Raw genomic sequence first — 22,089 nt, 5'->3', positions numbered from 1 at the left:
CACGCGGGCGGCTTCCGTGCCACTCACCATGCGCGGACTGGCAATCAGGAACTGTATGTAGTGGCTATCAATCACCTTGGATGCGTTCATAGCTGTAAGCTACCTGCTTACAACCAACTGCGTAACTCCTATCTGTGTGAGCCTAGCTGTCATTCGGTTTGCACCGCCGCTCGGGTGCCCACGGGTCGGTACTCCGGCCAGCCCGCCAGATCCGCCGCGAGCCCCTCCTCCGCGAGCGCCCGCTCCTCAGTAGGATCGAGCTTCCCGCATTCCTCGTCGAACCAGGCGCTGCGAAGCGCAGCCTCTTCCGCAGAGACTAGATCGCGATCAGAGGCGCGCGGATACCTCAACTGTTTCTCCCGGACCTGGGGATTCCAAGCTTCTTCACGGCGGTAGTGAGGTTCTGCTTCATGCGGTCCGACAGCTCGCTGCGTTCCACTCGGATCGCTGCGCCCTTCTGCGACACCACCGTCGACTTGAAGGCAGGCGATCCACTCCCTTTCGAGCGTTCGATTTCGTCCATCTCGCTACACCTCGTCGCTGTAAGAGATGATTCCCGCACATGCCACCAGGGCTATCGCTGCACTTCTACGCCAAAGAAATCCGGTTCGTTGCCGCCGACACGCGCAGAACCTCCGTCACGCGCCGCGCTCACACGCCGATAATTTCGTTCAGTCCAGCGATGACAAGCTGGATTTCTCGTCGGGACGCTTCGCCCAGCCGGTCGCTGATGCGCTCCGCCGCGAGCACACGCACCTGGCTGATCTTGACCCATGACGGGCGCGGGAGTGTCGGCGTTTTGAGTGGCAGGCTGAGCGGGAAACCCGCGCGTGGAGGCTGGCTCGTCAGCGCCACCGCGATCACTGTTCCGGAGCGCACGTTGAACGAATCGCGGCTGAGAACGAGCACAGGACGTCGGCCGGCCTGCTCCTGACCACGGACCGGATCGAACTCTGCCCAGCGGATCTCACCTCGGCGGATGATCACCGGTCAGTACTCCGGCCAGTCGGCCAGATCCGCCGCGAGCCCCTCCTCGGCGAGCGCCCGCTCCTCGGTGGGATCGAGCTTGGCACACTCATCGTCGAATCGGGCGCGGCGAAGCGCAGCCTCCTCCTCCGAAAAGATCTGGGTGCGTCCGCCGCTTTCCAGGCGGAGTTCATCCACCGTGTCGATGGCTCGTGTCTGCTCTCGTCTCTGCATCGGCTGCACCTTGCTAAGGAGCGTGTTTGCCTCGTCCTTGAGAAGCAACCTAAGCACACGTTACAACTTCATCCAGGGGCGCCACTTAACCGGTTCGCGGGGTGGCGGATTCCAGGCGGCAGGCGCACTCTGGGGACCCGCTGTGCGACGTGCGGCGGCGCGCAACAGACCTACAGCCGCTCCTTACGCGGTCTCCGCCCACCACTGGCGGAGGAGGTTGCCGGCGACGCGCAGGCGGTACTCGGCGGTGGAGCGAACGTCATCGATAGGGCGGATCTCGGACGTGAGCGCGCGGTGCGCGTCGTCGATGGAGCCGCCAGCCGCAAGGACGCGCTCGGTGTCGGGGGCGCGGACGACGGTGGCGGCCACGCTGCCGAAGGCGACGCGCGGCTCGGGGCCGCGGACGCCCGCCATCACCACCTTGCTGATGGCCTGCGCGGCGCGCGTCCCCACCTTTCGGAACCACTGCCGGCCCTCGACGCGCGGGACCTCGATGGCGACGATCAGCTCGTCGGGGCGGATGACGGTGGCGCGGTAGCCGGTGTAGAGCTCGGTGATGGCGACGCGCCGCTCGCCCGCCGTGCTGCGCAGCACGATGACGGCGTCCGCGACTGCGAGGACGGGGAGCGAGTCGCCGGCGGGGGAGCCGTTTGCGACGTTGCCGGCCAGGGTGCCGCGGTTCTGGATTTGCGCGCCGCCCACCTCGCGCGAGGCGGACACCAGCGCCGGGAGCCAATCGTTCACGGCGTCGGAGCGGATCAGCTCCGTGTACGTGGTCAGCGCGCCGATGCGCAGCACGCCGTCCGCCGTGATGCCGCGCAGCTCGTCGAGCGCCCACAGATTGAGGAAGCGCCGCGCCGGCGTCGTGCCAAAGTGCAGGTTCACGAAGACGTCCGTGCACCCGGCGATCGGCGTGCGCGGGCCGTCATCGGAGAGGATCGCGAGCGCCTCGTCCAGCGTGCGCGGGTCGCGCAGGTCGAGCGGTGTGGTGGCGGTCTTCATTCGCTCACGCTGTGGATGGCGCGGTAGATGGCCTCGTAGCCGGTGCAGCGGCACAGGTTGCCGGCCAGGCCGGTGCGCACCTCCTCCAGCGTCGGCGCCGGGCCGAGCGCCACGGCCGCCAGGATCATCCCCGGCGTGCAGATGCCGCACTGCGCTCCGCTGAACTCCGCGAACGCGCGCTGGTAAGGGTGCTCGCCGCCGAGCCCCTCGATCGTCACGACCTCCGTCTCGCGCGCCTGGGCGAAGGGGATGAGGCAGGAGACGACGGGCTCGCCGTCGATCAGCACGGTGCACGCGCCGCACTCGCCCTCGCCGCACCCCTCCTTGGTGCCGGTGAGGCCGCACTCCTCGCGAAGGACGTCCAGCAGGCGCTTCATGGGGTGCGCGTCGACCTCCGCCGGCGCGCCGTTCAGCGTGAAGCGCATGCCACCTCCATGATGCTCTCCGGGATCGCGGGAATCGAGCGCACGTCCAGCCCGATGTGGCGGATGGCGTTCACGAGCGCGGGGGCGGGGCCGTCGATCGGCATCTCGCCCACGCCCTTGGCGCCAAAGGGGCCGTATCCGCTCGGATTCTCTAGCACGATGACGTCCATGCGCGGCGTGTCCAGCGTGGTGGGGATGGTGTAGTTGGTGAGGGTGGGGTTCGCCATCCCGCCGTCCTTCATCACCACGTTCTCGTTGAGCGCCCAGCCCACGCCCTGCGCCGTGCCCCCCTCGATCTGCCCCACGACCATCGAGGGGTGGATCGCCTTTCCGATCTCGTGGACGATGGTCATACGCAGCGGCTTGACTTCGTAGGTGACCGGGTCCAGCTCCACTTCGGCCACGTCGCACCCCCAGCCGTACGCGGCGTAGGCGTCGCCGGTGTACTCGGTGTCGTCCCAGGAGATCTCCTCCGGCTTCTGGAACTGCTTGGTGACGGAGAGCGGGCCGTGCTCGCGGATGTACTCGCCGGGCGTCATGTCGCCGATCGTCTCGCGCATCTCCTCCGCGCACCTCTGCAGGATCCTGCCGACCACCATGCAGGTGCGCGACGCGACGGTGGGGCCGCTGTCGGGAACCTGGTGCGTGTCCGGCTGCACGATGTCCACCTGCTCGTACGGGATGCCGAGCGCGTCCGCCACGATCTGCGCGTGCATGGTGCGCGTTCCCTGGCCCATCTCCACGCTCGCCACGCGGATGCGCGCGCCGGTCTCCGTCGCCTCCAGCGTCGCCTTGGAGGACAGGTAGATCTCGCCGCTTCCCGTGAAGCCGGAGCCGTGGAAGAAGAGCGACAGGCCGATCCCCCGGTTGCTCCCGGCGTATTCGGCGCGCTTGCGATGGTAATCGGAGCGCTCCACACCGGCCTTCAGCGACTCCAGGGCGCTGCAGTCCTCGCCCATGATCTGCCCCGTGGCGCTGGTGTCTCCAGGGCGCAGGGCGTTCAGCTCGCGGAGGCGCACGGGGTCCATCCCCAGCGCCTCGGCGATGCGGTCCATGTGCACCTCGGTGGCGAACTGCGTCTGCGGCGCGCCGAAGCCGCGGAAGGCGCCGTTGGGCGGCGTGTTCGTCATCACCACGCGGCCGTCGATGCGCGTGTGGTCGCACCGGTACGGCCCCGCCGCGTGAATGCACCCGCGCGAGAGGACCACGGGGCTGAGCGTGACGTACGCGCCGCCATCCATCAGCACGTCGATCTCCATGGCGACCAGGCGCCCGTCGTTCATTACGCCCGTGCGGTGGCGGATGATGGACGGGTGGCGCTTGGTGGTGGCGATCATGTCCTCCACGCGGTCGTACACCATCTTCACCGGCCGCCCCGCCTTTCGGGCCAGCAGCGATGCATGCCCGGCCAGGATGTTGGGATACTCCTCCTTCCCCCCGAACCCGCCGCCCGTCTCCGTCTGCACCACGCGCACGCGCTCGTCGGAGAGCTGCAGGAGCGCCTTGATCGCCTTGTGCACGTAGTACGGGCACTGCATGGAGCCGTGGATGGTCATCCCGCCCGCCTCGGGAACGGCGATCACCCCGTTGGTCTCGATGTAGACGTGCTCCTGGTGGCCCGTGCGGTACGTCCCTTCCACCACCCGGTCCGCCGTCGCCATCGCCGCGGCCACGTCGCCCTTGCGGATGCGGATCGTCTTGAAGACGGTGGGCGACTGCTCGGGGTCGAGCACGGGCTCCTCGGTGTCGTACTCGATGCGCACCTCGGCCGCCATCAGCCGCTCGCGGTCCTCGTGGGCCAGGAGGAGGATGGGCTCGGCGAAGTGGTTGATCTCCTCCGCCACCAGGAACGGCTGGTCGTCCTCGATGAGCGCCACGAAGTTGCAGCGCGGCCCGGGGATGTCGCGGTAGTCGACGATGGTGAAGCCCGCCGGATCGAAGTCCAGGCTGATGGAGCGGATGCGTCCCTTTGCGATCGTGGAGCGGATCGTCCGCCCGTAGATCATCCCGGGGAAGGTGAGGTCGTCCACGTACCGGGCGGCGCCGGTCGTCTTGGCCATCCCGTCTTTGCGCGATACGCTCCGGCCGACGGCTGGGGTCATGCGAGCCTGTGTGTAGAAAGGGCGGTGGGCGTGCTGTGGTACAAATAGCTGTTTTTTCCCGTACGGCAACAGCGGGCCTCACACAGAGCCACGGAGGGAACTACAAGAACGGATAAGAAGTTCTTTCCGTCTTTCACCTTTCGGTTCTCCTCTGCGGCTCTGTGTGAGATTGCTGTTCGCCTTTTCGCGGGCTATGGTTGGAAGGTCCGCTCATCCGCCACCTCTTCGCCCGGCAGCCTCATGCGCATCCCGCCCATCCACATCGAGTATCCAGACTGGGTCGAGAGCACCGTCGACTGGGACCGCCGCTACACGACCGACGAGGAGAAGATGCGTCTCGCCATCGACGTCTCGCGCGCGAACGTGGTGCACGGCACGGGTGGCCCGTTCGGCGCGGCCATCATCGAGCAGGGGACGGGCGTGCTGGTGGCGGTGGGGATGAACAGCGTGGTGCGGCTGAACAACTGCACGCTCCATGGCGAGATGGTGGCGTTCATGATGGCCCAGTCGCGGCTCCAGTCGTTTTCGATGCGCTCCGATGGCGGCACCGTTTACGAGCTCGCCACCTCGTGTGAGCCGTGCGCCATGTGCCTGGGCGCCACGCTGTGGAGCGGTGTGCGCCGCGTGCTTTGCGGCGCGCACCGCGACGACGCGCGCCGCCTCAACTTCGACGAGGGCCCCGTCTTCCCCGAGTCGTACGCGTACCTGGAGGCGCGCGGCATCGAATTCGTGCACGGCGTGCTGCGCGAAGAGGCCAACGCGGTGCTGGAGATGTACCGCGCCGGGAAAGGCGTCATCTACAACGGATGAATCGCCTTCAACGCGGGCCCGCGCGTCTCGTCGACTCCGCGGCTCGCGGATGTGGATGGGGCAGGCGATGCCCCGGGCCGGCGGGCGACGTGTACACTGGCGTTCCAGCGCGCGAGATGTTGAAGCGCAGGATGTGCCAGACCGCGGCCACTCCGTCCTTCCAGTCGATCTTCTTCCCCTCCGAGTAGGTGCGGCCGGCGTAGCTGATGGGCACCTCGTAGATGCGCGCACGCGACTGCGCGAGGCGCGCCGTCAGCTCCACCTCGATGCCGAAGCGGGTGGAGCGGAGCGGGAGGGTCCTCACCAGGTCCGTGCGCGCCATCTTGTAGCACGTCTCCACGTCGGTGAGGTTCAGGTCCGTGAGCATGTTGGAGAGGAGGGTCACCAACCCGTTCCCTACGCGGTGCCAGAAGTAGAGCACCCGGCGCGGGCTCCCCAGGAAGCGGCTCCCGAACACCGCGTCGGCGCGTCCGTCGGCGATCGGCTCCAGGAGGCGCGGGAGCTCGAAGGGGTCGTACTCCAGGTCCGCGTCGTGGATGACCACCACGTCGCCGCCTGCATGCTCGAACCCGGCGCGCACGGCCGCGCCCTTGCCGCGGTTGCGCGGGTGCGTCACGAGCACGTCGATCACCCCCTCGCGGTGCATCTCCGCCACGATCTCCGACGAGCCGTCGGTGGACGCATCGTCAACGCAGATCACCTCCATGCGCAGCGGGACGGCGCGGAGGCGTTCCAGCGATGCGCGCACCGCGCCCGCCTCGTTGTACACGGGGACGACGACGGAGAGGAGGATCTCGCTCACGGCTCCTCCCTGTGCGTCGCCACCAGGAGCAGGCTCTGCCCCAGCGGCGGGTGCCAGCGGCTTTCCAGGGCACGGATCAGCGGGATTGCCCATCGGTCGTACAGGCGTGCGTCGCGGGGGGTGACGGTGCGCCTGCGCAGGAGAACGCCGCTGGCCCACCACGCCAGCACACCGGGAAGATTGACGTAGTGGAGCTCGTCCACCCCGAACCCCGCCCCGGTCACCTTGCTGCGGAGCCCGGGGCGCGTGTAGCGGCGGAAGTGCTCTAACGCCGCGTCCAGCGTGCCGTAGATGGCCGGGAGGGCGGGGACGAAGAGAAGAAGCCGGCCGCCGGGCGCGAGCACGCGGCTCGCGGCGCGAAGGAAGGCGTCGTCGTCCTCCACGTGCTCCAGCACGTTGACGGCGACCACGCTGCTGGCGCCGCGCTCGGGCGCATCCGCGTCCAGGTAGCCGTGCCGCACGCTCACGCGCGCCTCCCCCGCCGCCCGCTCGCGCAGCACGGCGAAGTTGTTCTCGGCCGGCTCCACCAGCGTGAGCCGGGCGTGCGGCGCCGCGCGCAGCAGGTGCTGGGAGAAGGTGCCGATCCCCGCGCCCACCTCCACCGCGTGGCTCCCCAGGTGGGGCGCGAAGCGGGCCGCGATCCACCGGTAGTAGTTCTTTGCCTCCGCCATGGAGTCAAGCTCGGCGCTCGCGTAGCGGAAGCCGGCCGATCCGTCGTTCGGCGCCGTGTCGTTCATCGCTGGGGAAGCAGGCCGCAGGAGCGGAAGGCGTTGGGCGGCGCAGCGGCGGCGCGGGGCGGGCCGCCGGGCACGATGCGGGCGAGTGCGGCGTTGTCGCGCGACACCGGGCCGACCACGCAGAAGTCGTCGCGGTGCGCCAGCAGCACCGGGTGCAGGTAGATGGGCGCCAGGTCCTCGATCTGGTCGATCACCACGTACGACGCCTTCACCTCCTGCGCCGCGCGGAAGAAGGTGTCGGGCGGAGCCACGGCCAGCGGGTACATGCGCCCCGGGTAGCCGGAGAGGGCGTAGAACAGCGTCGGCTTGCGGTTGATGACGGCCGAGCCCGCCGGCAGCTTCCCCCGCAGGTCTCGAGCGAGGATGAAGAAGTCGCGCCACGGCTGTTGGATGCAGCTGTACGTTCGCCCCGCCACCGCATCCGCCCGGCACAACGCCCCGAACCGCACCTCGCCGGCGAGCGAAGGAAGCATCGCCGCGCCCATCGCACCCGCGGCCAGGGCGGCGGGCCACCGCGCCGCGCTCCATAGCGCCGCGAGGTCTCGCACGGCTTCGCCGCCGTAGCGCAGCGCCAGCGGCAGAAAGGGGATCAGGAAGCGGTCGCCGGCCCAGGTGGGCGGCCACAGGAGCAGCAGTCCCACGTACATCGGCACCCACAGCTCGGCCACCCCTGGCCGCCGCGCCGCCCGCGCCCACCCCGCGATCGCCAGCGCCGTCACCACGGCACCAAACAGGAACCCCGCGTCGGGTGTGCCCAGGAGCAGGACGCCCTCGAGGGTGCCGAGGTAGCGTCCGCCGTTGTCCGCGATGCGCTCGAGCAGGTCCAGGGGCCCCACCGTGCCGAGCGAGGGCTGGTACGGATTCACGTACCGGAAAGCGCCAAGGTAGCCGGTCGAACCCAGCCGCGCGCCGCGCACCCCCCACACGATAATCAGGGGACCGACCGTGGCCGCGAGAGCCGCGAGCGCCTTCCATCGCCGCGCCGCCGCCAGCCACACGGCCGCCGCCACCAGCAGCGGCAGCCCGGCGGAGCGGGTGAAGTGCGCCAGCCCTGCCCCCACGACCGCCACCGCCACCCACCCGGTATCGCCCGTCCGCTTCATGTCGGGCGCGACGGGCGAGCGGGGGTCCAGGTGCGAGAAGGCCCACAGCGCGAGCATGGTGAACGCCCAGAACGGCACGTCCGACAGCTCGTAGTGCGCGTACAGGATCACCCCGGGGCACAGCGCCACCAGCACCCCCGATGCGAGCGCCACGCCCGGCGTGCTGGTGCGCCGGACCCAGAGGTACGAGAGCGCGACGGCGGCAGCCGCGAACAGCGCCACGATCAGCTTGAACCCGGCCCACGAGCTCACTCCCAGCTTCATCGCCGCCGCGAGGATGGCGGGAAAGACCGGAGGATATTGCGCGTGCGGCCGGCGCGCCGGGTCCCACAGCTCCAGGTATCCCTGGCCCTCGGCCAGCGAGCGCGCGAGGGCGTAGTATGCTCCGTTGTCGCCGCCGGTGTGCGGCGTGGGCTCGAATGCGAGCAGCACCAGCACCAGGTTCAGCGCCGCCAGCCCGAGCGCGATCTGCCACGCGCGCGGCTTCCGCTTCGCCCTCGGAGGCGCGGAGGCAGTTTCGGGCGCGGCGGTGCTGGTCTGCGGCGCGGTGCGGCGTCGAGGCATAGACGTGGGGTACTTCTGCGGGGGAGCGCCGGAAGCCGAAAAGGTAACGACGCGGGGGAGCGCCGGACAGACGCCCATCCGCCGCCGCGCGTCTTGACAGCTTCGCGGGCTCCAGCTAAACTCGTCGCTCGGGAGTCGCGTCCCTTTGGCAGCCCTTCACCGGGCCGCCCGGTCCTCCAGCAAGGAGGCCGTGGATGCGATTCCCTTTTTGCGTTGTACCCTTTGCGCCGATCACAGAACGAGCCGGAAGACCGAGCCATGACCGCGAGCTTTGCCCTCACGACGCACTCATCCGCGCAGATCCGTCTGCGCAGCCTGGCCGCGCCGTGCGAAGCGGCGATGAAGCCGGGGCTCGGCCATGCGCGAGACTCGCGACGGGGTTTGGATTACGGTATCACGTTCGGGAGGTGGCCGGAGTAGGGCGCTCGTAGGCCTGCCACGGCCAATGCGGCGCCAGACCAGGCGCCCCGCCTTCCCGAACGCAATCGGGAAGGCGGGGCGCTTTTTCTTTGGTGACGACACGCGCTCGTAGCTCAGCTGGAACAGAGCACCGGATTACGAATCCGGGGGTCGGGAGTTCGAATCTCTCCGAGCGCACTTTACCCGAACAGGAAGGTGCATCATGGACAAACGAGCATCGCCCGCTCCGCACGAGGCTGAGCGCGGCGGCACGGGACCGATCGACCACGCGCACTCGAACACCACGGGACCACATGAGCAACACGGGACGCTACTTCTACCACGATCCGCGCACCGGCCGCCGCTTCTGCATCGAGCCGATCAGCGAGCGCGATCAGAAGCAGGAAGAGAAGACGTGGACCAACGGCGGGATCGACCAGGTCCGCGGCGGGTCCATCCGCGAGGACGAGTCCATCATCACCGCGGAAAATGGCTTCACCGGCATCACCACGCTGCCGCCGGGTGTGAGCCCGGACGCCTTCATCGAAGCGCTCATCCGCGCCGAGGAGCGGGAAGGCTGAAGCCGAAGGGCGGGGGAGGAGACACACGTCCCTCCCCTGCCATCGAAACTCTGGGGCGTTAGCCAAGTGGCTCAAGGCGCCGGCCTGTCTCGCCGGAGATCGTGGGTTCGAATCCCACACGCCTCGCTGGAACAGAAGTGCGTGAGTGCGTTGGTGCGCCATGCCCGTCCGCGCGCGCCGGGGGATGAATCCCCCGGCTGGAACGACGGGAAGGCGGCTGAAGCCGGCTCGAGAACCGCCGCATCGTTTGTCATCCTGAGCACGCGCCACGCTGACCTCGTCCGTCCACCAACCTGTGGCGCGGAGCGAAGGATCTACTGCGCGTGTCGAGAGGCTCGCCGTTACCCGCCGTCCTCTTGCCTCGCCGGCTAGATCCTTCGATCACCGCAGAAGTATGGGCGCACGGCTGCGCTCGGCCGGGCGGCTCTCTCAGGATGACGAATGGGGGGGCACACTGGGCTCAGGACTTGGCACTTGGCACTTGGCACTTTTTTTCGCACTAACGCACTGCGATCCAGACCCATGACCACCACTGCCCTCACTCCGCCCTCCACCCGGCGCGGATGCCTTGCGCTGAACGCGTCGTTCGAGCCGCTCGCGGTGATCCCGGCGGCGCGCGCGGTCCGCCTGGTGCTGGAGCGGCGCGCCGAGCTCGTGGAGGCCGACCCCGCGCGCCCGCTGCGCTCCGCCGGGACCGAGCTCCCGTTCCCGGCCGTCATCCGCCTCGCGCGGTACGTGCACGTGCCGCGGAAGCTGCGCCGCGGCGTGTCGAACCTCCTGCTCCTGGCCCGCGACGGCTACCGGTGCAGCTACTGCGGCCGCCACCGGTCGGAGCTGCGGAGCCGCGAGTTCCTGACACGCGACCACATCGTTCCGCAGCAGTGGTTCAAGGAACACGGCGGCGATCCGAACACGTGGACCAACGTCGCAACCGCGTGCAGCAGCTGCAACGGGCGCAAGGGGAACCTGTCGCTGGCACAGTTCACCCGCGCGACCGGGCTCCGGCTGCGGATCACGCCCGCCGAGCCGCACTTCGTCCACCTGGAGTGGGCGGTGCGCGCGCTCACCCCGCTGCAGCGCAAGTACGTCACCGAGTTCTTTGGCGCCGCCGCGGCCGATGCGCTCGGGTGACGGCGGGGACACGAGCGGAGGCACGGAGGAAGTTCTCCGTGCCTCCGCTCGCTCTGCAACGTACCTTCCATGGAACCTCGCGTGGGTCACCAGCCGCAGATCATGGATACGGAACCGCTCGTTCGGCACCGCACAGATTCCCTCTGGGTCGTCTCCAAGCCCGCGGGGATGCTGGTGCATCCGGTCACGGCCGGGGGCGGCGGGACGCTGGCGGACTGGATCGCGGAGCGCGAGCCCGGCCCCGTGCACCTCGTCGGCCGCCTGGATCGCGACACCTCGGGGCTCGTGCTGGTGGCGCGCAGGCCGGAGGTGCACCGGCACTTCGCGCGGCACCCACCCGAGCGCCGCTACCTTGCGCTCGTCCGCGGCCATCCGCCGGACGCGGGCATCGTCGACGCGCCCATCGGACGTGATCCTGACGACCCACCGTTGCGCGCCGTGCGGCCGGAGGCCCAGCCCGCGCGCACCCGCTTCCACACCCTGCGCCGGCTGCGGGACGCCGCGCTGGTCGAGCTGGTGCTGGAGACCGGGCGCACTCACCAGATCCGTGTCCACATGATGCATCTTGGGCACCCGGTTCTCGGCGACCGATGGTACGGCCGCGCCGGCCTGGAGCTGATCGGCCGCCAGGCGCTGCACGCCGCTCGCCTCGTCTTCAACGACCCGAGCACCGGCGCGCCCATCAGCGTCGAGTGCCCGCTCCCGCCCGACATGGCCGCGCTCCTCGAATCCCTCGCCTGACTCGGCCGGCGTAGGCGATGGCGCGGCGGGTCCGCGGCCGGTACTATCCCGCTTCGCCCCAGACACCGAAAGAAAATGAACCGCTCACTCGACCCCGCCGAGCTGGAATCCGCCGCGGCCCGGCTACGCCCCGCGAACCTCGCCTTCGCCGCACGCTACACCGGCGAGACGGCGCAGCGGCAGCCGGTGCACACGGTCTACCAGGGCGCCCAGCACTTCCGCCACGATGCCGCCACCGAGCACGGCCGCATCGCCCTCGAAGCGTTGCGCGAGTACGCGCCCAGCGCGCACGACTTCGCCCACGCCGTCGGCATCGCCGCGGACGAGGCGCTGTACGCGCGGGTGATCGAGAAGCTGGAGCGCGAGCCGGTGGAGGACTTCCGCGTGGACTTCGAGGACGGCTACGGCTACCCGCCTGACGACGAGGAGGACGCCACCGCCCTCGCCGCCGCCGACGAGATGGCGCGGGGGATGGAGGCCGGGACGCTCCCCGCGTACATCGGGCTGCGGCTGAAGGCGCTCAACGAGGAGCTACGCCCGCGCAGCATCCGCACGCTGGACCTCTTCCTCACGCGGCTGCTGGAGCGCACGGGCGGACGCATGCCGGAGGGTTTCATCCTCACTGTGCCCAAAGTCACCATTCCGGAGCAGGCCGCCTTCTTCGCCGACGTGCTGGAGATGCTGGAGACCCGGCTGGACTTGGCCGACGGCGCGCTCCGCTTCGAGCTGATGGTGGAGGTCCCGCAGGCCGTCCTCGGCGCGGATGGGCGCACCCCGCTCCCCGCCTTCCTGGATGCCGCGCGCGGGCGCCTGACGGCGGCACACTTCGGCACCTACGACTACACATCGGGTCTCGGCATCACCGCCGCGCACCAGCGGATGCGCCACCGGGCGTGCGACTTCGCGCGCCACGTGATGCAGGTGGCGTTCGCGGGCACGGGCATCTGGCTCTCGGACGGCTCCACCGCCGTCCTCCCAGTCCCCGTCCACGAGCGCCCCACCGCCGACGCCGAGCGCGACGAAAACCGCGCCGCCGTCCACCGCGCCTGGCGGATGCACTTCGAGGACGTGCAGCACTCGCTCATCCACGGCTACTACCAGGGCTGGGACCTGCACCCGGCGCAGCTTCCCACGCGCTTCGCCGCGGTCTTCGCCTTCTTCCTCGCCGGCCGCGATGCCGCCGCCGCCCGACTCCGCTCCCTCCTCGCCAAAGCCGCGCAGGCCGGCGACTCGTTCGACGACCCGCACGCGGGGCAGGCGCTGCTCAACTACTTCCTCCGCGGCATCGCGTCAGGGGCGTTTACGGATGAAGAGGTGCGCACGCTCACCGGGCTGACGGGGGAAGAGCTGGCGAGCCGATCGTTTCACCACGTGCTGGAAGTGCGGCAGCCAGGATGAGTCGGGCTACCTGGGCTCCCGCACCGGCCGCGGCGTGGGAGAGCAGTGCCCGCGCGCCAGCGACGACAGGCACGGCGTCTCGCCGTCGACGGGTCCGGTGCCGCCCTGGCCCCAGCCGTTGGCTCCCCAGCACCAGCCCCGCCCTTCGGCATTCGTAGCGCACACCGCCTCGTGCACCGCCACGGTGCGGAAGCGGGTGTCGCCCGGCACCCGCACCGGCGTGGGGTGAGGCTGCATGTCCGTTCGCCCGGTGCCGAGCTGGCCCCAGTTGTTGCGGCCCCAGCACCAGAGCGCGCCTTCCGCGGTGAGCCCGCACGACACGCGCGCACCCGCGCTCAGCGCCGTGAAGCGATGATCCCCTTCCACCCGCGCGGCGGTGGTGCGGGTGCCGGTGGTGCCGTCCCCCAGGTCCCCGAAGTCGCCCTCGCCCCAGCAGTACGCCCGGCCGCTCCTGCCCAGCGCACACGCGTGCATGGAGCCCACCGACACATCCACCACCGGCTCCGGCAGATCCAGCCGCACCGGACGGCCGCTGCCGCGCCCCGCCTCTCCGCCCGACGCGGTGTCGCCCGCCTGGATCCCCCAGCAGTACGCGGCACCGTCCCTTGCCACGCCGCAGGTGAGGTATTCGCCCGCGCTCACCCGGGTGAAGCGCACCGGGCCGCCCACCGCGGTCGGCGTCCGGTTGCACGGGTACATGCCGCACGGCCGCGCGCCCATCCCTCCCTGCCCGTGGTCGTTGACCCCCCAGCAGTACGCCACGCCGTCGGTCGCCACTCCACACGTCGTCCCGCTCCACCCCGAGATCGCGGTGAAGCGCAGCGGGGTCGCCATGAGCCGCGGCGTGCCGGACCCCCGCGCCACGTTGGCGGGCGCTCCCAGGCTCCCCAGCCGGTTCTCTCCCCAGCAGAAGACGCGGCCATCCGTGGCAAGGGCGCAGGTATGGGCGTTCCCCACCGCCAGCGCTTTCACCGGCGCCGGCACCGCCACCCGCAGCGGGACGCGGCTGCACGGGCGCGTCTGGTCGTAGGCGGTGCACCTCTCCATCTCCCGCTCCCCCACCCCCAGCAGAGAGACGCGGGAGTAGCCATCTGAATCCTGCCCCCAGCACGCCACGCCGCCCACCGCGTCGATGCCGCAGGTTCGGCCTGTGCCGGCGACGATGGAGGCGAACCGCGCCTGCCCCGCATCGGCGCTCCGTGCCGCGGCGGGAGCGGCCGCCAGTGCGACGAGCAGGGCAGGGACGAGGAGGCGAAGATCATTCACGGAGTAGTGCTGCATAGCCATCGTGGCACCGGGGAAGAGGGCACTTCGGGTTTGTCCCACGAACTAGCTAACGCCGTCTTCAGCTGTTTCCAGCGGTCCGTATCAAGCGCTTACGTATCCGATCTGTACGACCACCCACCGCCCTCCTTCTTTTTTCCACTTTACGTAGATTCCGCTTCTCGTATTGCTTGCCAAATACGTTGGATCAACGAAGATGGTATCACTGTAGCGCCGCCACATCGCCGGCTTGTCTGCGCCCTGAAAATGCTCCGCATAAAAGTCGTATAATTTTTCGGTGCCTCCGTCCTCGAACCCGGTGAACAATTCATGGTACACCTCGTCTTTCTTCCTGAAGCTCTCAGCCAGTTCCGACCGGGTGTCGGAGCTTCCGATGGTGTCATCGACAAAGGTGTTGAACCATCGAATCGGCGATGTTCTTGGGAGAAGGGCCAGGAACCGCTGCGGATCGCCTGCAGCGAAAGCATTGATGTACTCCCGCATTGCCGCTTCCAGGGAAACCGCATCCGGGTCGCGCATGAACAATCTGACGGGCACGCTGTGCCGTGTAGCCCACGCGGTGTATGGCGTCGCCTTGCGAGCTACGCCCGTCACGGCTTCGGCCACCTTCCAGCCGCCCTCATCTCGCAACAATCCGTACACGTACGGATCGGTAGCGTCGGGGGTAGCCAGAACCCGGAAGGTGTCGCCGTGTGCCCTCTCCAGCCTGTATGGCATTGCGCGGACGTATGCCCACCCGTCTTCCACCGCGACGTGGACATCCGCGAAGATCACGCTTTCACCGATCGCCCGGTCCACCGAAGGCCGTAGGGCGTCGAGGATGGCCCGGCGCTCCGAGCTCCCCGGCGCGGGTGTGCGAGGGAGCTGTTGAGCCGGAGCCGCCGTGTCGAGCAGGGCGAGAACAGCAGCCGCTGCGAGGAGTTGCCGCATCATAAAGGTATTGTGCTTCGAGGGAGGATGATGAATGCGGGGGTGCGATGGGTCTGAGCGGATCTCGCGGAGCCAGAAACGCGCGGGGGCGCGGTGATTCACAACGGCTTGAGCACCTCGACGGGAGTGTTGGAATTCAGGTACGTGGAGTTCCCCAGCTGTCCCCTCTTGTTCGAGCCCCAGCAGAATATCTTCCCCTCGCTGGTCAGGCCGCACGCGTGATCCCCGCCCAGCGCGATCTTCGTGAAGCGGTGGCCCCCGCTCACCCGAAGCGCTTCGCGGCGGCTTCCCCCGGTGCCGAATGGGTTGCTCACGCTGTCGCCGAGCTGTCCTACGAAGTTCGCGCCCCAGCAGTGCGCATCGCCCGCGGCCGTCAACCCGCAGCTGAACCCGCTGCTCGTGTGGATGCGCTGGAAGTCCGTGCGGTTCGTGGCCAGCACGGGCGTGAAGGAGCACGGCGAGTTGTTGGGCGTGCACCGGTCCGGCACGGCGGCCGTGCCCAGGGCGCCGGCCTGGTCGGACCCCCAGCAGTAGACACGTCCGTCGGTGGCGATCCCGCACGCGTGCGCGCCGCTCACATCGAGCGTGCGGAACGAGAGGTTGCCGGAGGCGGGGGCGGGTGAGGTCGCGCATGGGTCCGCGAACGTGCCACCCACGAGACAGGTTTCCGCCGTCCTCCGGCCGAGCTGGGCGACGTAGTTGTGCCCCCAGCACACCGCGGCCCCGCCGGGAACGATTCCGCACGGCGTCCACCCCGTCGCCGCGAGGCTCGTGAACCGGTAGCTCCCCACTACGGGCGCGAACGTGGTCCGGGGAGCACCCGAGGTCCCGTTCCCCAGCTGGCCGTACGTGTTGTCCCCCGAGCAGGTCGCGACGCCGTCACCCACGAGGGCGCAGATGTTCCCGCTGCCCCTGCTGACGGTGAGGACGCGCTCGCCGGCGAGGATGCGAAAGGGCGTGGGTCCCGACGTGCCGCCCCAGCAGTAGAACTCGTCCTGCGCGTTGCGCGCGCACTGGTTCCGGAACAGCTCCGACGCGGTGATGCCCGGGACCGGATCCTTGGGCCGAATGAGGTAGCCCTCGCCCCAGCAGTAGATGGCTCCGCTGCTGGAAAGACCGCAGGTGTGTTCTCCGTAGGCGGAGACGTCCCGCCAGGTGCCCGCGGGCTCGGGCTGAGTCGCGTCTTTGCATCCGGAGACCAGGACCAGGGCCACCGTGGCGAGCGGTGCCAAGCTTCTGCGCATTGGGAGAACGGAGTAATTGGGAGGGATGGGCTACACGCTGGAACGTATGTTTTATCGCATCCTGGCGCAATCCAGTCGGCAGGCCGTGGGTTTGTAGGCCGGAACGGCCGGGGGCGATTTTCCAACCAGGTGGGCGATCAGGGCGTCACTACCGCGCCGACCGCGACCCCCCGCGATGGACTCCATCCTCGCCCGCCTCGCCCGGTAGGAAGCGAAGCGGCACGGAGAAGACCGTCTTCTCCGTGCCGCTTGCATCATCTCACCCGCACTGCGTCACCCGCGCGGCGCGATCCTCAAAAGCTCTCCGTTCTCCGCGTCGGTGACGAGGTAGAGGGCGCCGTCGGGGCCCTGGCGCACGTCGCGGATGCGCTGCCTGCGGTCGGCGAGGAGGTGCTCCTCGCCGGTCACGCGGCCGTTGGCGAGCGTCAGGCGAACGAGCCGCATCTCCCGCAGCCCGCCCACGAAGAGGCTGCCGCGCCACGCTGGGAACGCGCTTCCCGTGTAGACCTGCGCGCCGGACGGGGCGACCACCGGGTCCCAGTAGTAGACGGGCTGCTCGGTGCCCGCGCGCTGCGTGGTCGCGGCGCCGAGCGCGGAGGTGATGGGCGAGCCGTTGTACTCCACGCCATACGCCACGATGGGCCAGCCGTAGTTCTTGCCCTTCTCCACGCGGTTCACCTCGTCCCCGCCGCGCGTGCCGTGCTCGATCGTCCAGAAGTTCCCCTGCGCGTCGAAGGCGGCCGCCTGGATGTTGCGATGGCCGGTCGACCAGATCTCCGGGAGCGCGCCCGCCCGCCCGATGAACGGATTGCCCGGCGCCGGCGCGCCGTTCGCCGTAATGCGCAGCGTCTTCCCCAGGTGGCTTCCCAGCTCCTGCGCCTGCGGCCTCGTGGTCCGGTCCGAGCGCTCACCCATGGTGACGTACAGCATCCCGTCCGGCCCGAAGGCGAGGCGCGAGCCGTAGTGCATGTTGTTCTGGTACGTCGGCCGCGTGCGCAGGATCACCCGAACCTGCTCCAGCCGCCTGCGGTCCGTAGAGAGCACGCCACGCGCGACGCTGGTGCCGTTGCCGCCGTCGCGCGGCTCGGTGTAGCTCCAGAAGACGGTGCGGTCGGTAGCGAAGCGCGGGCTCAGCGCCACGTCCAGCAGCCCGCCCTGCCCCCGCGGATCAACCTCGGGAAGCCCCGCCAGCGGCGCCCCGACCTGCCCGTTGGCGGCGACGATGCGCATCCGCCCCGGCTTCTCGGTGATGAGAAAAGTTCCGCCCGGGAGCGGCTCGACGGCCCACGGCTTCGTAAGCCCGCGTGCCACCACGGTCACGTTGAAGGCGGCGTTCGACTTCACGCCGCACGCCCGCGTCTGCCCCGCGAAGGCGGGGCGCTGATCCGACGCGTTCGCATTGCCGCTCGGAAGGGGCGTGCACGCCTGCGCCTCCGCCGTCTGGACGAGCGAGGCCTCCGCCCGCTTGCCGCCCTCGGGAGCGCAGGCCGCCGCGAGTGCGAGAATCGGTGCTACCGCTACAACCATCTTGCGCATGAGTCCAGCCCCGGTAGTGCTTAGAAGATCGGCCATTCGCAGGCCGGTGGTGGGGGCGGATGCTGCAAGAACGGTGCGGGGTCAGCGCAGCGGCTTGCGCCAGATGAGCTGCACCTCGTGTGGCAGCGACGGATACACGCCGCGGTTGGCCTCCGCGAGCACGCACCCCTGCCGCGCGTAGAACCGGCAGGCGGGGACGTCGATGTTCTGCGTCTCCACCTTGAGCTCCGTGCACCCTCTCGCCCGCGCCCACGCCTCCACCTGGCGAAACAGCGCGGTGCCGACTCCCTGCGCGCGCACGTCGGGCGCGACGCGGATGTCCCACAGCACGGCCAGGTCGCGCCGTCCCTCCAGCATGTCCACGCCGGGAGTGCGGAACGCGACCGCCGCACCACCCACCCGCCGCCCGTCGCGCCACGCCGCGAACACTGCCCAGCTCGACAGGTCGAAGTTCTTCGCCCACCCGGCCGGCCCCTCCCCCGGGATCGCGTCGTGATCCTTGACGTACGGAGCCTCGACCGGCCTCTCCATCAGCTCGAATCCGCCGCCCGCCTCCGCCACTTCGAACACCGAGCGGACCTCGAACGCGATCGCCACCCTGGCGTACTCATCCAGCGCGGTAACCGGCTCTTCGCGGATTTCGACGGTCACGCACGCCTATCATCACGGGCAGACCGGAGCGCATCGTCAGTGACGTACACTTGGCCTGCTCGCTCGCGGGTCTGGCGCGCACGAGCCAACGTCTCGCCCACGTCCATGGACGAGCTACCAAGCGCCCGCTCCAAACACGCGATCGCCTCGCGCTCGATGCTCCGCCGGTGGCGCGCGGCGCTGAACGTGAGCTCCTCGTGCAGATTTTTGGAGAGCTCCAGGATCAGCGTGGCCATCGCTCACTCGTGGGTTGATTTGGTGCGAAACGAAGACGCGCTACTCGTCTTCCACCCGTAGGTGCGTCACCTCCACCGGCACACGCTCCGCCAGCGCATCGGCGACGAGGCTGCGGTGGCAATGAGTGGGGTCGGCTTCGAGGCAGAGGAGGCAGACGCGGCGGCCGGAGCCCACGAGCGTGGCCAGCGTTTCGAGGTCGGCCTGCGCGGCGGGGGTGGCGAGGTGCTCCGCGAAGACGGCGCGCATCTCGTCGTGGCGGCCGGCGCGGGCGGCGGCGCGCCCCTCGGAAGGCGTGCCGAGCCCGCGCAGGTGAAGGTACTCGATGCTGGCGCCCGACAGGTTGGCGGCGAGCGCGGTCTTGGCGAACCCCGGCCGTCGCGAGCTGGCCAGGGCGCGCACGTCCACGACGAGCTCCACCTCCGCATCCCGCAGCGCCGCCAGGAACCGCTTCACCGTCGCGTCTTCGTAGCCGATGGTGGCGACCGGCGTCATGCGTCCGGCGGGGTCTGCGCGGCCTGCGCGCGCAGCAATTCCACGTTGCGCTTGAGCGTGGCGAGCATCTCCTCGTACACCGGGTCCGGGGAGTGGGCGAGCACGTCCGCCACCGCCGCCATCGCGTCCTCGTGTGTGTTGATCGCCTTCTGCAGGTTCACCTTGAGGTTGTCCTGTGGCTCCATCGAAAGCTCCGCGATGTGAAATGTGGAAGTGGATAGCTTCAGCAGCGCGACGGCCTGCTCTCGCCGGACGCTGGGAAAGTGATCGAGGAAATCATCCAGCGTGTAGCCGCCTTCAAGGTACTCGACGAAAGTTCGCGCTGGGACGCGCGTCCCGACGAACACGGGATTGCCGCTGTGCACTTCGGGATCGCTGTGAACGACGCTGCCGTCCGGCAGTGCGAGCGGGCGGGCACCCGTATCCATCTTCCCCCCGGCTGTCGAGTCCGCGCATCCCCGTCCACGCTCCAGCAACCCGCGAGCCAGCAGCAGGAACCCACAGCAACCCTGCCCCTACTGCTGTTCTCTCTGCGTCTCCGCGCCTCCGCGTGAGACCTGCCGTTCCTACTCCGGACGTGCACCCTGCGCGATCCAGCGGCCGAGGAGCGCGCGCTCTTCAGGCGTCATAAAGGTCTTGTTGGCGGGCGGCATCGTCGCGGTCTCGACGGCGCGGACCCGGATGCGATCCACGCGGGCCAGGATCTGCTCGGGGGTGTCGAAAGCGACGCCCGCGGGTGCCGCGCCAAAGGTGCGATCGGCCGGACTGGCGGAGTGGCAGACGGTGCATCGCTTCTGGATGACGGCGTTCGCCTGCGCAAAGTTGGCGCGCTCACCCGCGGACGCGTCGGTGCGGGACGCGGCCGGGCGCACCAGGAGGAGGAAGAGTGCGCCGAGCGTCGTCGCGAACGTGGCGGCGAGCGCGGGCTTCCAGCGCGGAAAGGTGAAGCGGACGTTCAGGATGTGGCGCACCGTGGCGCCCGCCAGCACCAGGATGCCCAGGAAGAGCCAGTTCAGCCGGTGCCCGTACAGGTCCGGGAAGTGGCTGCTCAGCATCAGCACGATGACCGGGAAGGTCAGGTAGTTGTTGTGGATCGACCGTTCCTTGGCGCGCTTCGACGGCGCCGGGTCCGGCCGCTCCCCGCGCTCCGCGGCGGCCACCAGCACGCGTTGCGACGGCATGATGACGCGGTACACGTTGCCGGCCATCAGCGTCCCCAGCATCGCGCCCACGTGCAGAAAGGCCGCGCGCCCGCTCAGCAGCTGCGTGAGCGCGTACCCGGCCCCCAGCACCAGCGCGAACCCCGCCACCGCGCCCATCCGCCCCATCCGCGAAATCGCGCGGCCCAGCACGAAGTCGTACGCCAGCCACGCCCCCACGATCGAGCCCGCTGCTACCCCGACCGCCTGCGCCGGGGTGAGCTCGCGCACCGCCGGATCCACCAAAAGCGCGCCGCCGCTGGCGTAGTAGACGACGACGAGGAGCGCCGCGCCCGTGAGCCAGGTGGTGTACGCCTGCCACTTGAACCAGTGCAGCGTCCGCGCGAGGTCCCACCCCACCACGTTCTTCTCCATGCGATAGAACGCGCCGCTGTGCAGCAGCCAGATATCCCCCTCCTTCCCCGGATCGGTGGGGACGAGATTGCGGTCGATCCAGTTCCACAGCAGCGAGTTGCCGATCCACATGATCCCCGCGATCACGTGGATCCAGCGGAAAACGAGGTCGAGGATCTCGCGAACGGCGGGGCTCATCAGCTGCCGCGGTAGGTGGAGTAGCCGAAGGGGCTCAGCAGGAGAGGGACGTGGAAGTGCTCGCCTCCGTTCTTTACCTGGAAAACGATCGCGACTTCCGGGTAGAACGCGTCGATGCCCTGCGCCGCGAAGTAGCCGCCCGTGTCGAAGACGAGCCGGTACGTCCCCTCGTCCAGCGGCGCGCCAGATGGAAGGAGGGTGCGCAGGCGCCCGTCCGCATCGGTTTCGCCGCGCCCAAGCGGTGTCGCGGCGCCATCCGCCACACGCTCCAGCTCGATCGCCACGCCCGCTGCGGGGCGGCCGCGGGCGGTGTCCAGCACGTGCGTCGTGATCGCGCTCATGGTCGGGCTTGGGGGTGTGGATTTCGTTTGCTCGCCGCGTGCAGCCAGCAGCTTCTCCAGCCGGATCCGGGTGATCTTGCTCTGCTCCGCCGCCGCGATGCGCAGCTCGGCGGCGGGGTCGTTGCCGAGACGCTGGCGAAGGAGGGCGAGCATCTCGTCAGCCGACTTCCCCGTCGCGCAGACGATGTAGATGAAGCCGAAGCGCTGGTCATACTGGCGGTTGCCCTCGGCGAGCGCCCGCTGGGTCTCAGCGGCGGCGCTGCTCACCCCCGCCTGCTCCCCGGCGGACCACGCCTGCTCGCGCGAAGTCTGGCCCGCCTCCGCCTTCTTTTCGCCGATGCGGGGGTGGCTGCGAAAGGCTTCGAGCCAGTCCCGCTCCTCCAGCGCCCACCAGATCTCGTCCGCGCGCTCCTGCAACGCTGCCTCGTCCGCGAACGGCCGCGCCGCCGCCATCCGCCGCGCCCACTCCCGCGATCCGCAGCACGTGAGCAGCTCGCGGACGGCGTCGTCCGGCGGGAGGGCGTTGAAGCGGTCGAGGGCGGTCATGGGGGCGATTTTAGGTGGGGTGGCTCCGGGCGAGTGAACTCGCTGCAACAACAGCACAAAGTCCGCCTGCGCGGACTCCGGG

Annotated in this window: 24 protein-coding genes and 2 tRNA genes; 7 read left to right on the top strand and 19 right to left on the bottom strand. The window is 69.5% G+C overall.

Annotated elements, in window-relative coordinates; genetic code table 11:
* Positions 1-346: 346 nt before the first annotated feature.
* The 6 genes from VF584_12635 to VF584_12610 form a co-directional block, all read right to left on the bottom strand.
* Positions 347-523: a hypothetical protein gene (locus VF584_12635; protein HEX8211011.1), complete on the bottom strand. Its 177-nt coding sequence runs from the start codon at positions 521-523 to the stop codon at positions 347-349.
* A 128-nt stretch (positions 524-651) separates the two neighbouring features.
* Positions 652-987 carry a type II toxin-antitoxin system PemK/MazF family toxin gene (locus VF584_12630; protein HEX8211010.1) on the bottom strand — a complete coding sequence of 112 codons (336 nt, stop codon included), beginning with the start codon at positions 985-987 and terminating at the stop codon, positions 652-654.
* A gap of 3 nt (positions 988-990) precedes the next feature.
* Positions 991-1,200, bottom strand: a complete 210-nt coding sequence (locus tag VF584_12625) for a hypothetical protein (GenBank protein HEX8211009.1) — start codon at positions 1,198-1,200, stop codon at positions 991-993.
* 183 nt (positions 1,201-1,383) lie between these two features.
* The gene (locus VF584_12620; GenBank protein ID HEX8211008.1) at positions 1,384-2,202 is read right to left on the bottom strand and encodes an FAD binding domain-containing protein; all 819 of its coding nucleotides are present in this window, start codon (positions 2,200-2,202) and stop codon (positions 1,384-1,386) included.
* Positions 2,199-2,627, bottom strand: a complete 429-nt coding sequence (locus tag VF584_12615; protein HEX8211007.1) for a (2Fe-2S)-binding protein — start codon at positions 2,625-2,627, stop codon at positions 2,199-2,201. Before VF584_12615 ends, VF584_12620 begins: the two co-directional genes overlap by 4 nt.
* Positions 2,612-4,687 (bottom strand): xanthine dehydrogenase family protein molybdopterin-binding subunit, encoded by a 2,076-nt coding sequence (locus VF584_12610; GenBank protein HEX8211006.1) that lies wholly within the window; start codon positions 4,685-4,687, stop codon positions 2,612-2,614. The genes VF584_12615 and VF584_12610 overlap by 16 nt, the downstream gene beginning before the upstream one ends.
* A 282-nt stretch (positions 4,688-4,969) precedes the next feature.
* On the opposite strand from VF584_12610, the gene VF584_12605 reads away from it, so the two are divergent.
* On the top strand, positions 4,970-5,539 hold the full coding sequence (locus VF584_12605; protein HEX8211005.1) for a nucleoside deaminase: 570 nt from the start codon (positions 4,970-4,972) through the stop codon (positions 5,537-5,539).
* Between the two features lie 7 nt (positions 5,540-5,546).
* On the opposite strand, the gene VF584_12600 is transcribed toward VF584_12605, so the two are convergent.
* Genes VF584_12600 through VF584_12590 form a run of 3 tightly spaced genes read right to left on the bottom strand, consistent with a single transcriptional unit; the run spans position 5,547 to position 8,745 of the window.
* A complete protein-coding gene (locus VF584_12600) occupies positions 5,547-6,341 on the bottom strand; it encodes a glycosyltransferase family 2 protein (protein ID HEX8211004.1) in 795 nt (264 codons plus the stop codon).
* Positions 6,338-7,078 (bottom strand): methyltransferase, encoded by a 741-nt coding sequence (locus VF584_12595; GenBank protein ID HEX8211003.1) that lies wholly within the window; start codon positions 7,076-7,078, stop codon positions 6,338-6,340. Before VF584_12595 ends, VF584_12600 begins: the two co-directional genes overlap by 4 nt.
* The gene (locus tag VF584_12590; protein HEX8211002.1) at positions 7,075-8,745 is read right to left on the bottom strand and encodes a glycosyltransferase family 39 protein; all 1,671 of its coding nucleotides are present in this window, start codon (positions 8,743-8,745) and stop codon (positions 7,075-7,077) included. Before VF584_12590 ends, VF584_12595 begins: the two co-directional genes overlap by 4 nt.
* A gap of 522 nt (positions 8,746-9,267) precedes the next feature.
* Here VF584_12590 and VF584_12585 point away from each other — a divergent pair.
* The 6 genes from VF584_12585 (at position 9,268) to VF584_12560 (ending at position 12,995) form a co-directional block, all read left to right on the top strand.
* Positions 9,268-9,342, top strand: a tRNA-Arg gene (locus VF584_12585).
* 116 nt (positions 9,343-9,458) lie between these two features.
* Entirely contained in the window at positions 9,459-9,725 is a 267-nt protein-coding gene (locus tag VF584_12580; GenBank protein ID HEX8211001.1) for a hypothetical protein, read from the top strand.
* 52 nt (positions 9,726-9,777) lie between these two features.
* Positions 9,778-9,851, top strand: a tRNA-Asp gene (locus tag VF584_12575).
* A gap of 396 nt (positions 9,852-10,247) precedes the next feature.
* Positions 10,248-10,856 (top strand): HNH endonuclease, encoded by a 609-nt coding sequence (locus VF584_12570; protein ID HEX8211000.1) that lies wholly within the window; start codon positions 10,248-10,250, stop codon positions 10,854-10,856.
* A 102-nt stretch (positions 10,857-10,958) separates the two neighbouring features.
* A complete protein-coding gene (locus tag VF584_12565; GenBank protein ID HEX8210999.1) occupies positions 10,959-11,597 on the top strand; it encodes an RluA family pseudouridine synthase in 639 nt (212 codons plus the stop codon).
* A gap of 75 nt (positions 11,598-11,672) precedes the next feature.
* The gene (locus tag VF584_12560; GenBank protein HEX8210998.1) at positions 11,673-12,995 is read left to right on the top strand and encodes a hypothetical protein; all 1,323 of its coding nucleotides are present in this window, start codon (positions 11,673-11,675) and stop codon (positions 12,993-12,995) included.
* Between the two features lie 6 nt (positions 12,996-13,001).
* Here VF584_12560 and VF584_12555 read toward each other — a convergent pair whose 3' ends face one another.
* The 10 genes from VF584_12555 to uraD form a co-directional block, all read right to left on the bottom strand.
* On the bottom strand, positions 13,002-14,261 hold the full coding sequence (locus VF584_12555) for a hypothetical protein (GenBank protein HEX8210997.1): 1,260 nt from the start codon (positions 14,259-14,261) through the stop codon (positions 13,002-13,004).
* Between the two features lie 102 nt (positions 14,262-14,363).
* Positions 14,364-15,212: a hypothetical protein gene (locus VF584_12550; GenBank protein ID HEX8210996.1), complete on the bottom strand. Its 849-nt coding sequence runs from the start codon at positions 15,210-15,212 to the stop codon at positions 14,364-14,366.
* A 95-nt stretch (positions 15,213-15,307) separates the two neighbouring features.
* Entirely contained in the window at positions 15,308-16,441 is a 1,134-nt protein-coding gene (locus VF584_12545; GenBank protein HEX8210995.1) for a hypothetical protein, read from the bottom strand.
* 285 nt (positions 16,442-16,726) lie between these two features.
* Positions 16,727-17,989 carry a PQQ-dependent sugar dehydrogenase gene (locus tag VF584_12540; protein ID HEX8210994.1) on the bottom strand — a complete coding sequence of 421 codons (1,263 nt, stop codon included), beginning with the start codon at positions 17,987-17,989 and terminating at the stop codon, positions 16,727-16,729.
* Positions 17,990-18,070: 81 nt separating this feature from the next.
* Positions 18,071-18,640: a GNAT family N-acetyltransferase gene (locus VF584_12535; protein HEX8210993.1), complete on the bottom strand. Its 570-nt coding sequence runs from the start codon at positions 18,638-18,640 to the stop codon at positions 18,071-18,073.
* Complete coding sequence (locus VF584_12530; GenBank protein HEX8210992.1) at positions 18,637-18,876, bottom strand: hypothetical protein; 240 nt, start codon at positions 18,874-18,876, stop codon at positions 18,637-18,639. Before VF584_12530 ends, VF584_12535 begins: the two co-directional genes overlap by 4 nt.
* A 40-nt stretch (positions 18,877-18,916) precedes the next feature.
* Positions 18,917-19,369: a DUF488 domain-containing protein gene (locus tag VF584_12525; GenBank protein HEX8210991.1), complete on the bottom strand. Its 453-nt coding sequence runs from the start codon at positions 19,367-19,369 to the stop codon at positions 18,917-18,919.
* Entirely contained in the window at positions 19,366-19,797 is a 432-nt protein-coding gene (locus tag VF584_12520; protein ID HEX8210990.1) for a DUF433 domain-containing protein, read from the bottom strand. The genes VF584_12525 and VF584_12520 overlap by 4 nt, the downstream gene beginning before the upstream one ends.
* Positions 19,798-19,935: 138 nt before the next feature.
* Positions 19,936-21,120 carry a urate hydroxylase PuuD gene (locus tag VF584_12515; protein HEX8210989.1) on the bottom strand — a complete coding sequence of 395 codons (1,185 nt, stop codon included), beginning with the start codon at positions 21,118-21,120 and terminating at the stop codon, positions 19,936-19,938.
* Complete coding sequence (gene uraD, locus VF584_12510) at positions 21,120-22,007, bottom strand: 2-oxo-4-hydroxy-4-carboxy-5-ureidoimidazoline decarboxylase (GenBank protein ID HEX8210988.1); 888 nt, start codon at positions 22,005-22,007, stop codon at positions 21,120-21,122. Before uraD ends, VF584_12515 begins: the two co-directional genes overlap by 1 nt.
* Between the last annotated feature and the right edge of the window lie 82 nt (positions 22,008-22,089).

Source organism: Longimicrobium sp. (assembly GCA_036389135.1).
Taxonomy (GTDB): domain Bacteria; phylum Gemmatimonadota; class Gemmatimonadetes; order Longimicrobiales; family Longimicrobiaceae; genus Longimicrobium.
Note: the sequence above shows the minus strand (reverse complement) of the source record. Positions and strands in the feature narration are given on the sequence as shown.

Coding starts and splice junctions, on each gene's coding strand:
- VF584_12635 (HEX8211011.1), bottom strand. CDS start 523: ATGGACGAAATCGAACGCTCGAAAGGGAGTGGATCGCCTGCCTTCAAG.
- VF584_12625 (HEX8211009.1), bottom strand. CDS start 1,200: ATGCAGAGACGAGAGCAGACACGAGCCATCGACACGGTGGATGAACTC.
- VF584_12620 (HEX8211008.1), bottom strand. CDS start 2,202: ATGAAGACCGCCACCACACCGCTCGACCTGCGCGACCCGCGCACGCTG.
- VF584_12615 (HEX8211007.1), bottom strand. CDS start 2,627: ATGCGCTTCACGCTGAACGGCGCGCCGGCGGAGGTCGACGCGCACCCC.
- VF584_12610 (HEX8211006.1), bottom strand. CDS start 4,687: ATGGCCAAGACGACCGGCGCCGCCCGGTACGTGGACGACCTCACCTTC.
- VF584_12605 (HEX8211005.1), top strand. CDS start 4,970: ATGCGCATCCCGCCCATCCACATCGAGTATCCAGACTGGGTCGAGAGC.
- VF584_12595 (HEX8211003.1), bottom strand. CDS start 7,078: ATGAACGACACGGCGCCGAACGACGGATCGGCCGGCTTCCGCTACGCG.
- VF584_12590 (HEX8211002.1), bottom strand. CDS start 8,745: ATGCCTCGACGCCGCACCGCGCCGCAGACCAGCACCGCCGCGCCCGAA.
- VF584_12580 (HEX8211001.1), top strand. CDS start 9,459: ATGAGCAACACGGGACGCTACTTCTACCACGATCCGCGCACCGGCCGC.
- VF584_12570 (HEX8211000.1), top strand. CDS start 10,248: ATGACCACCACTGCCCTCACTCCGCCCTCCACCCGGCGCGGATGCCTT.
- VF584_12565 (HEX8210999.1), top strand. CDS start 10,959: ATGGATACGGAACCGCTCGTTCGGCACCGCACAGATTCCCTCTGGGTC.
- VF584_12560 (HEX8210998.1), top strand. CDS start 11,673: ATGAACCGCTCACTCGACCCCGCCGAGCTGGAATCCGCCGCGGCCCGG.
- VF584_12550 (HEX8210996.1), bottom strand. CDS start 15,212: ATGATGCGGCAACTCCTCGCAGCGGCTGCTGTTCTCGCCCTGCTCGAC.
- VF584_12540 (HEX8210994.1), bottom strand. CDS start 17,989: ATGCGCAAGATGGTTGTAGCGGTAGCACCGATTCTCGCACTCGCGGCG.
- VF584_12530 (HEX8210992.1), bottom strand. CDS start 18,876: ATGGCCACGCTGATCCTGGAGCTCTCCAAAAATCTGCACGAGGAGCTC.
- VF584_12525 (HEX8210991.1), bottom strand. CDS start 19,369: ATGACGCCGGTCGCCACCATCGGCTACGAAGACGCGACGGTGAAGCGG.
- VF584_12520 (HEX8210990.1), bottom strand. CDS start 19,797: ATGGATACGGGTGCCCGCCCGCTCGCACTGCCGGACGGCAGCGTCGTT.
- VF584_12515 (HEX8210989.1), bottom strand. CDS start 21,120: ATGAGCCCCGCCGTTCGCGAGATCCTCGACCTCGTTTTCCGCTGGATC.
- uraD (HEX8210988.1), bottom strand. CDS start 22,007: ATGACCGCCCTCGACCGCTTCAACGCCCTCCCGCCGGACGACGCCGTC.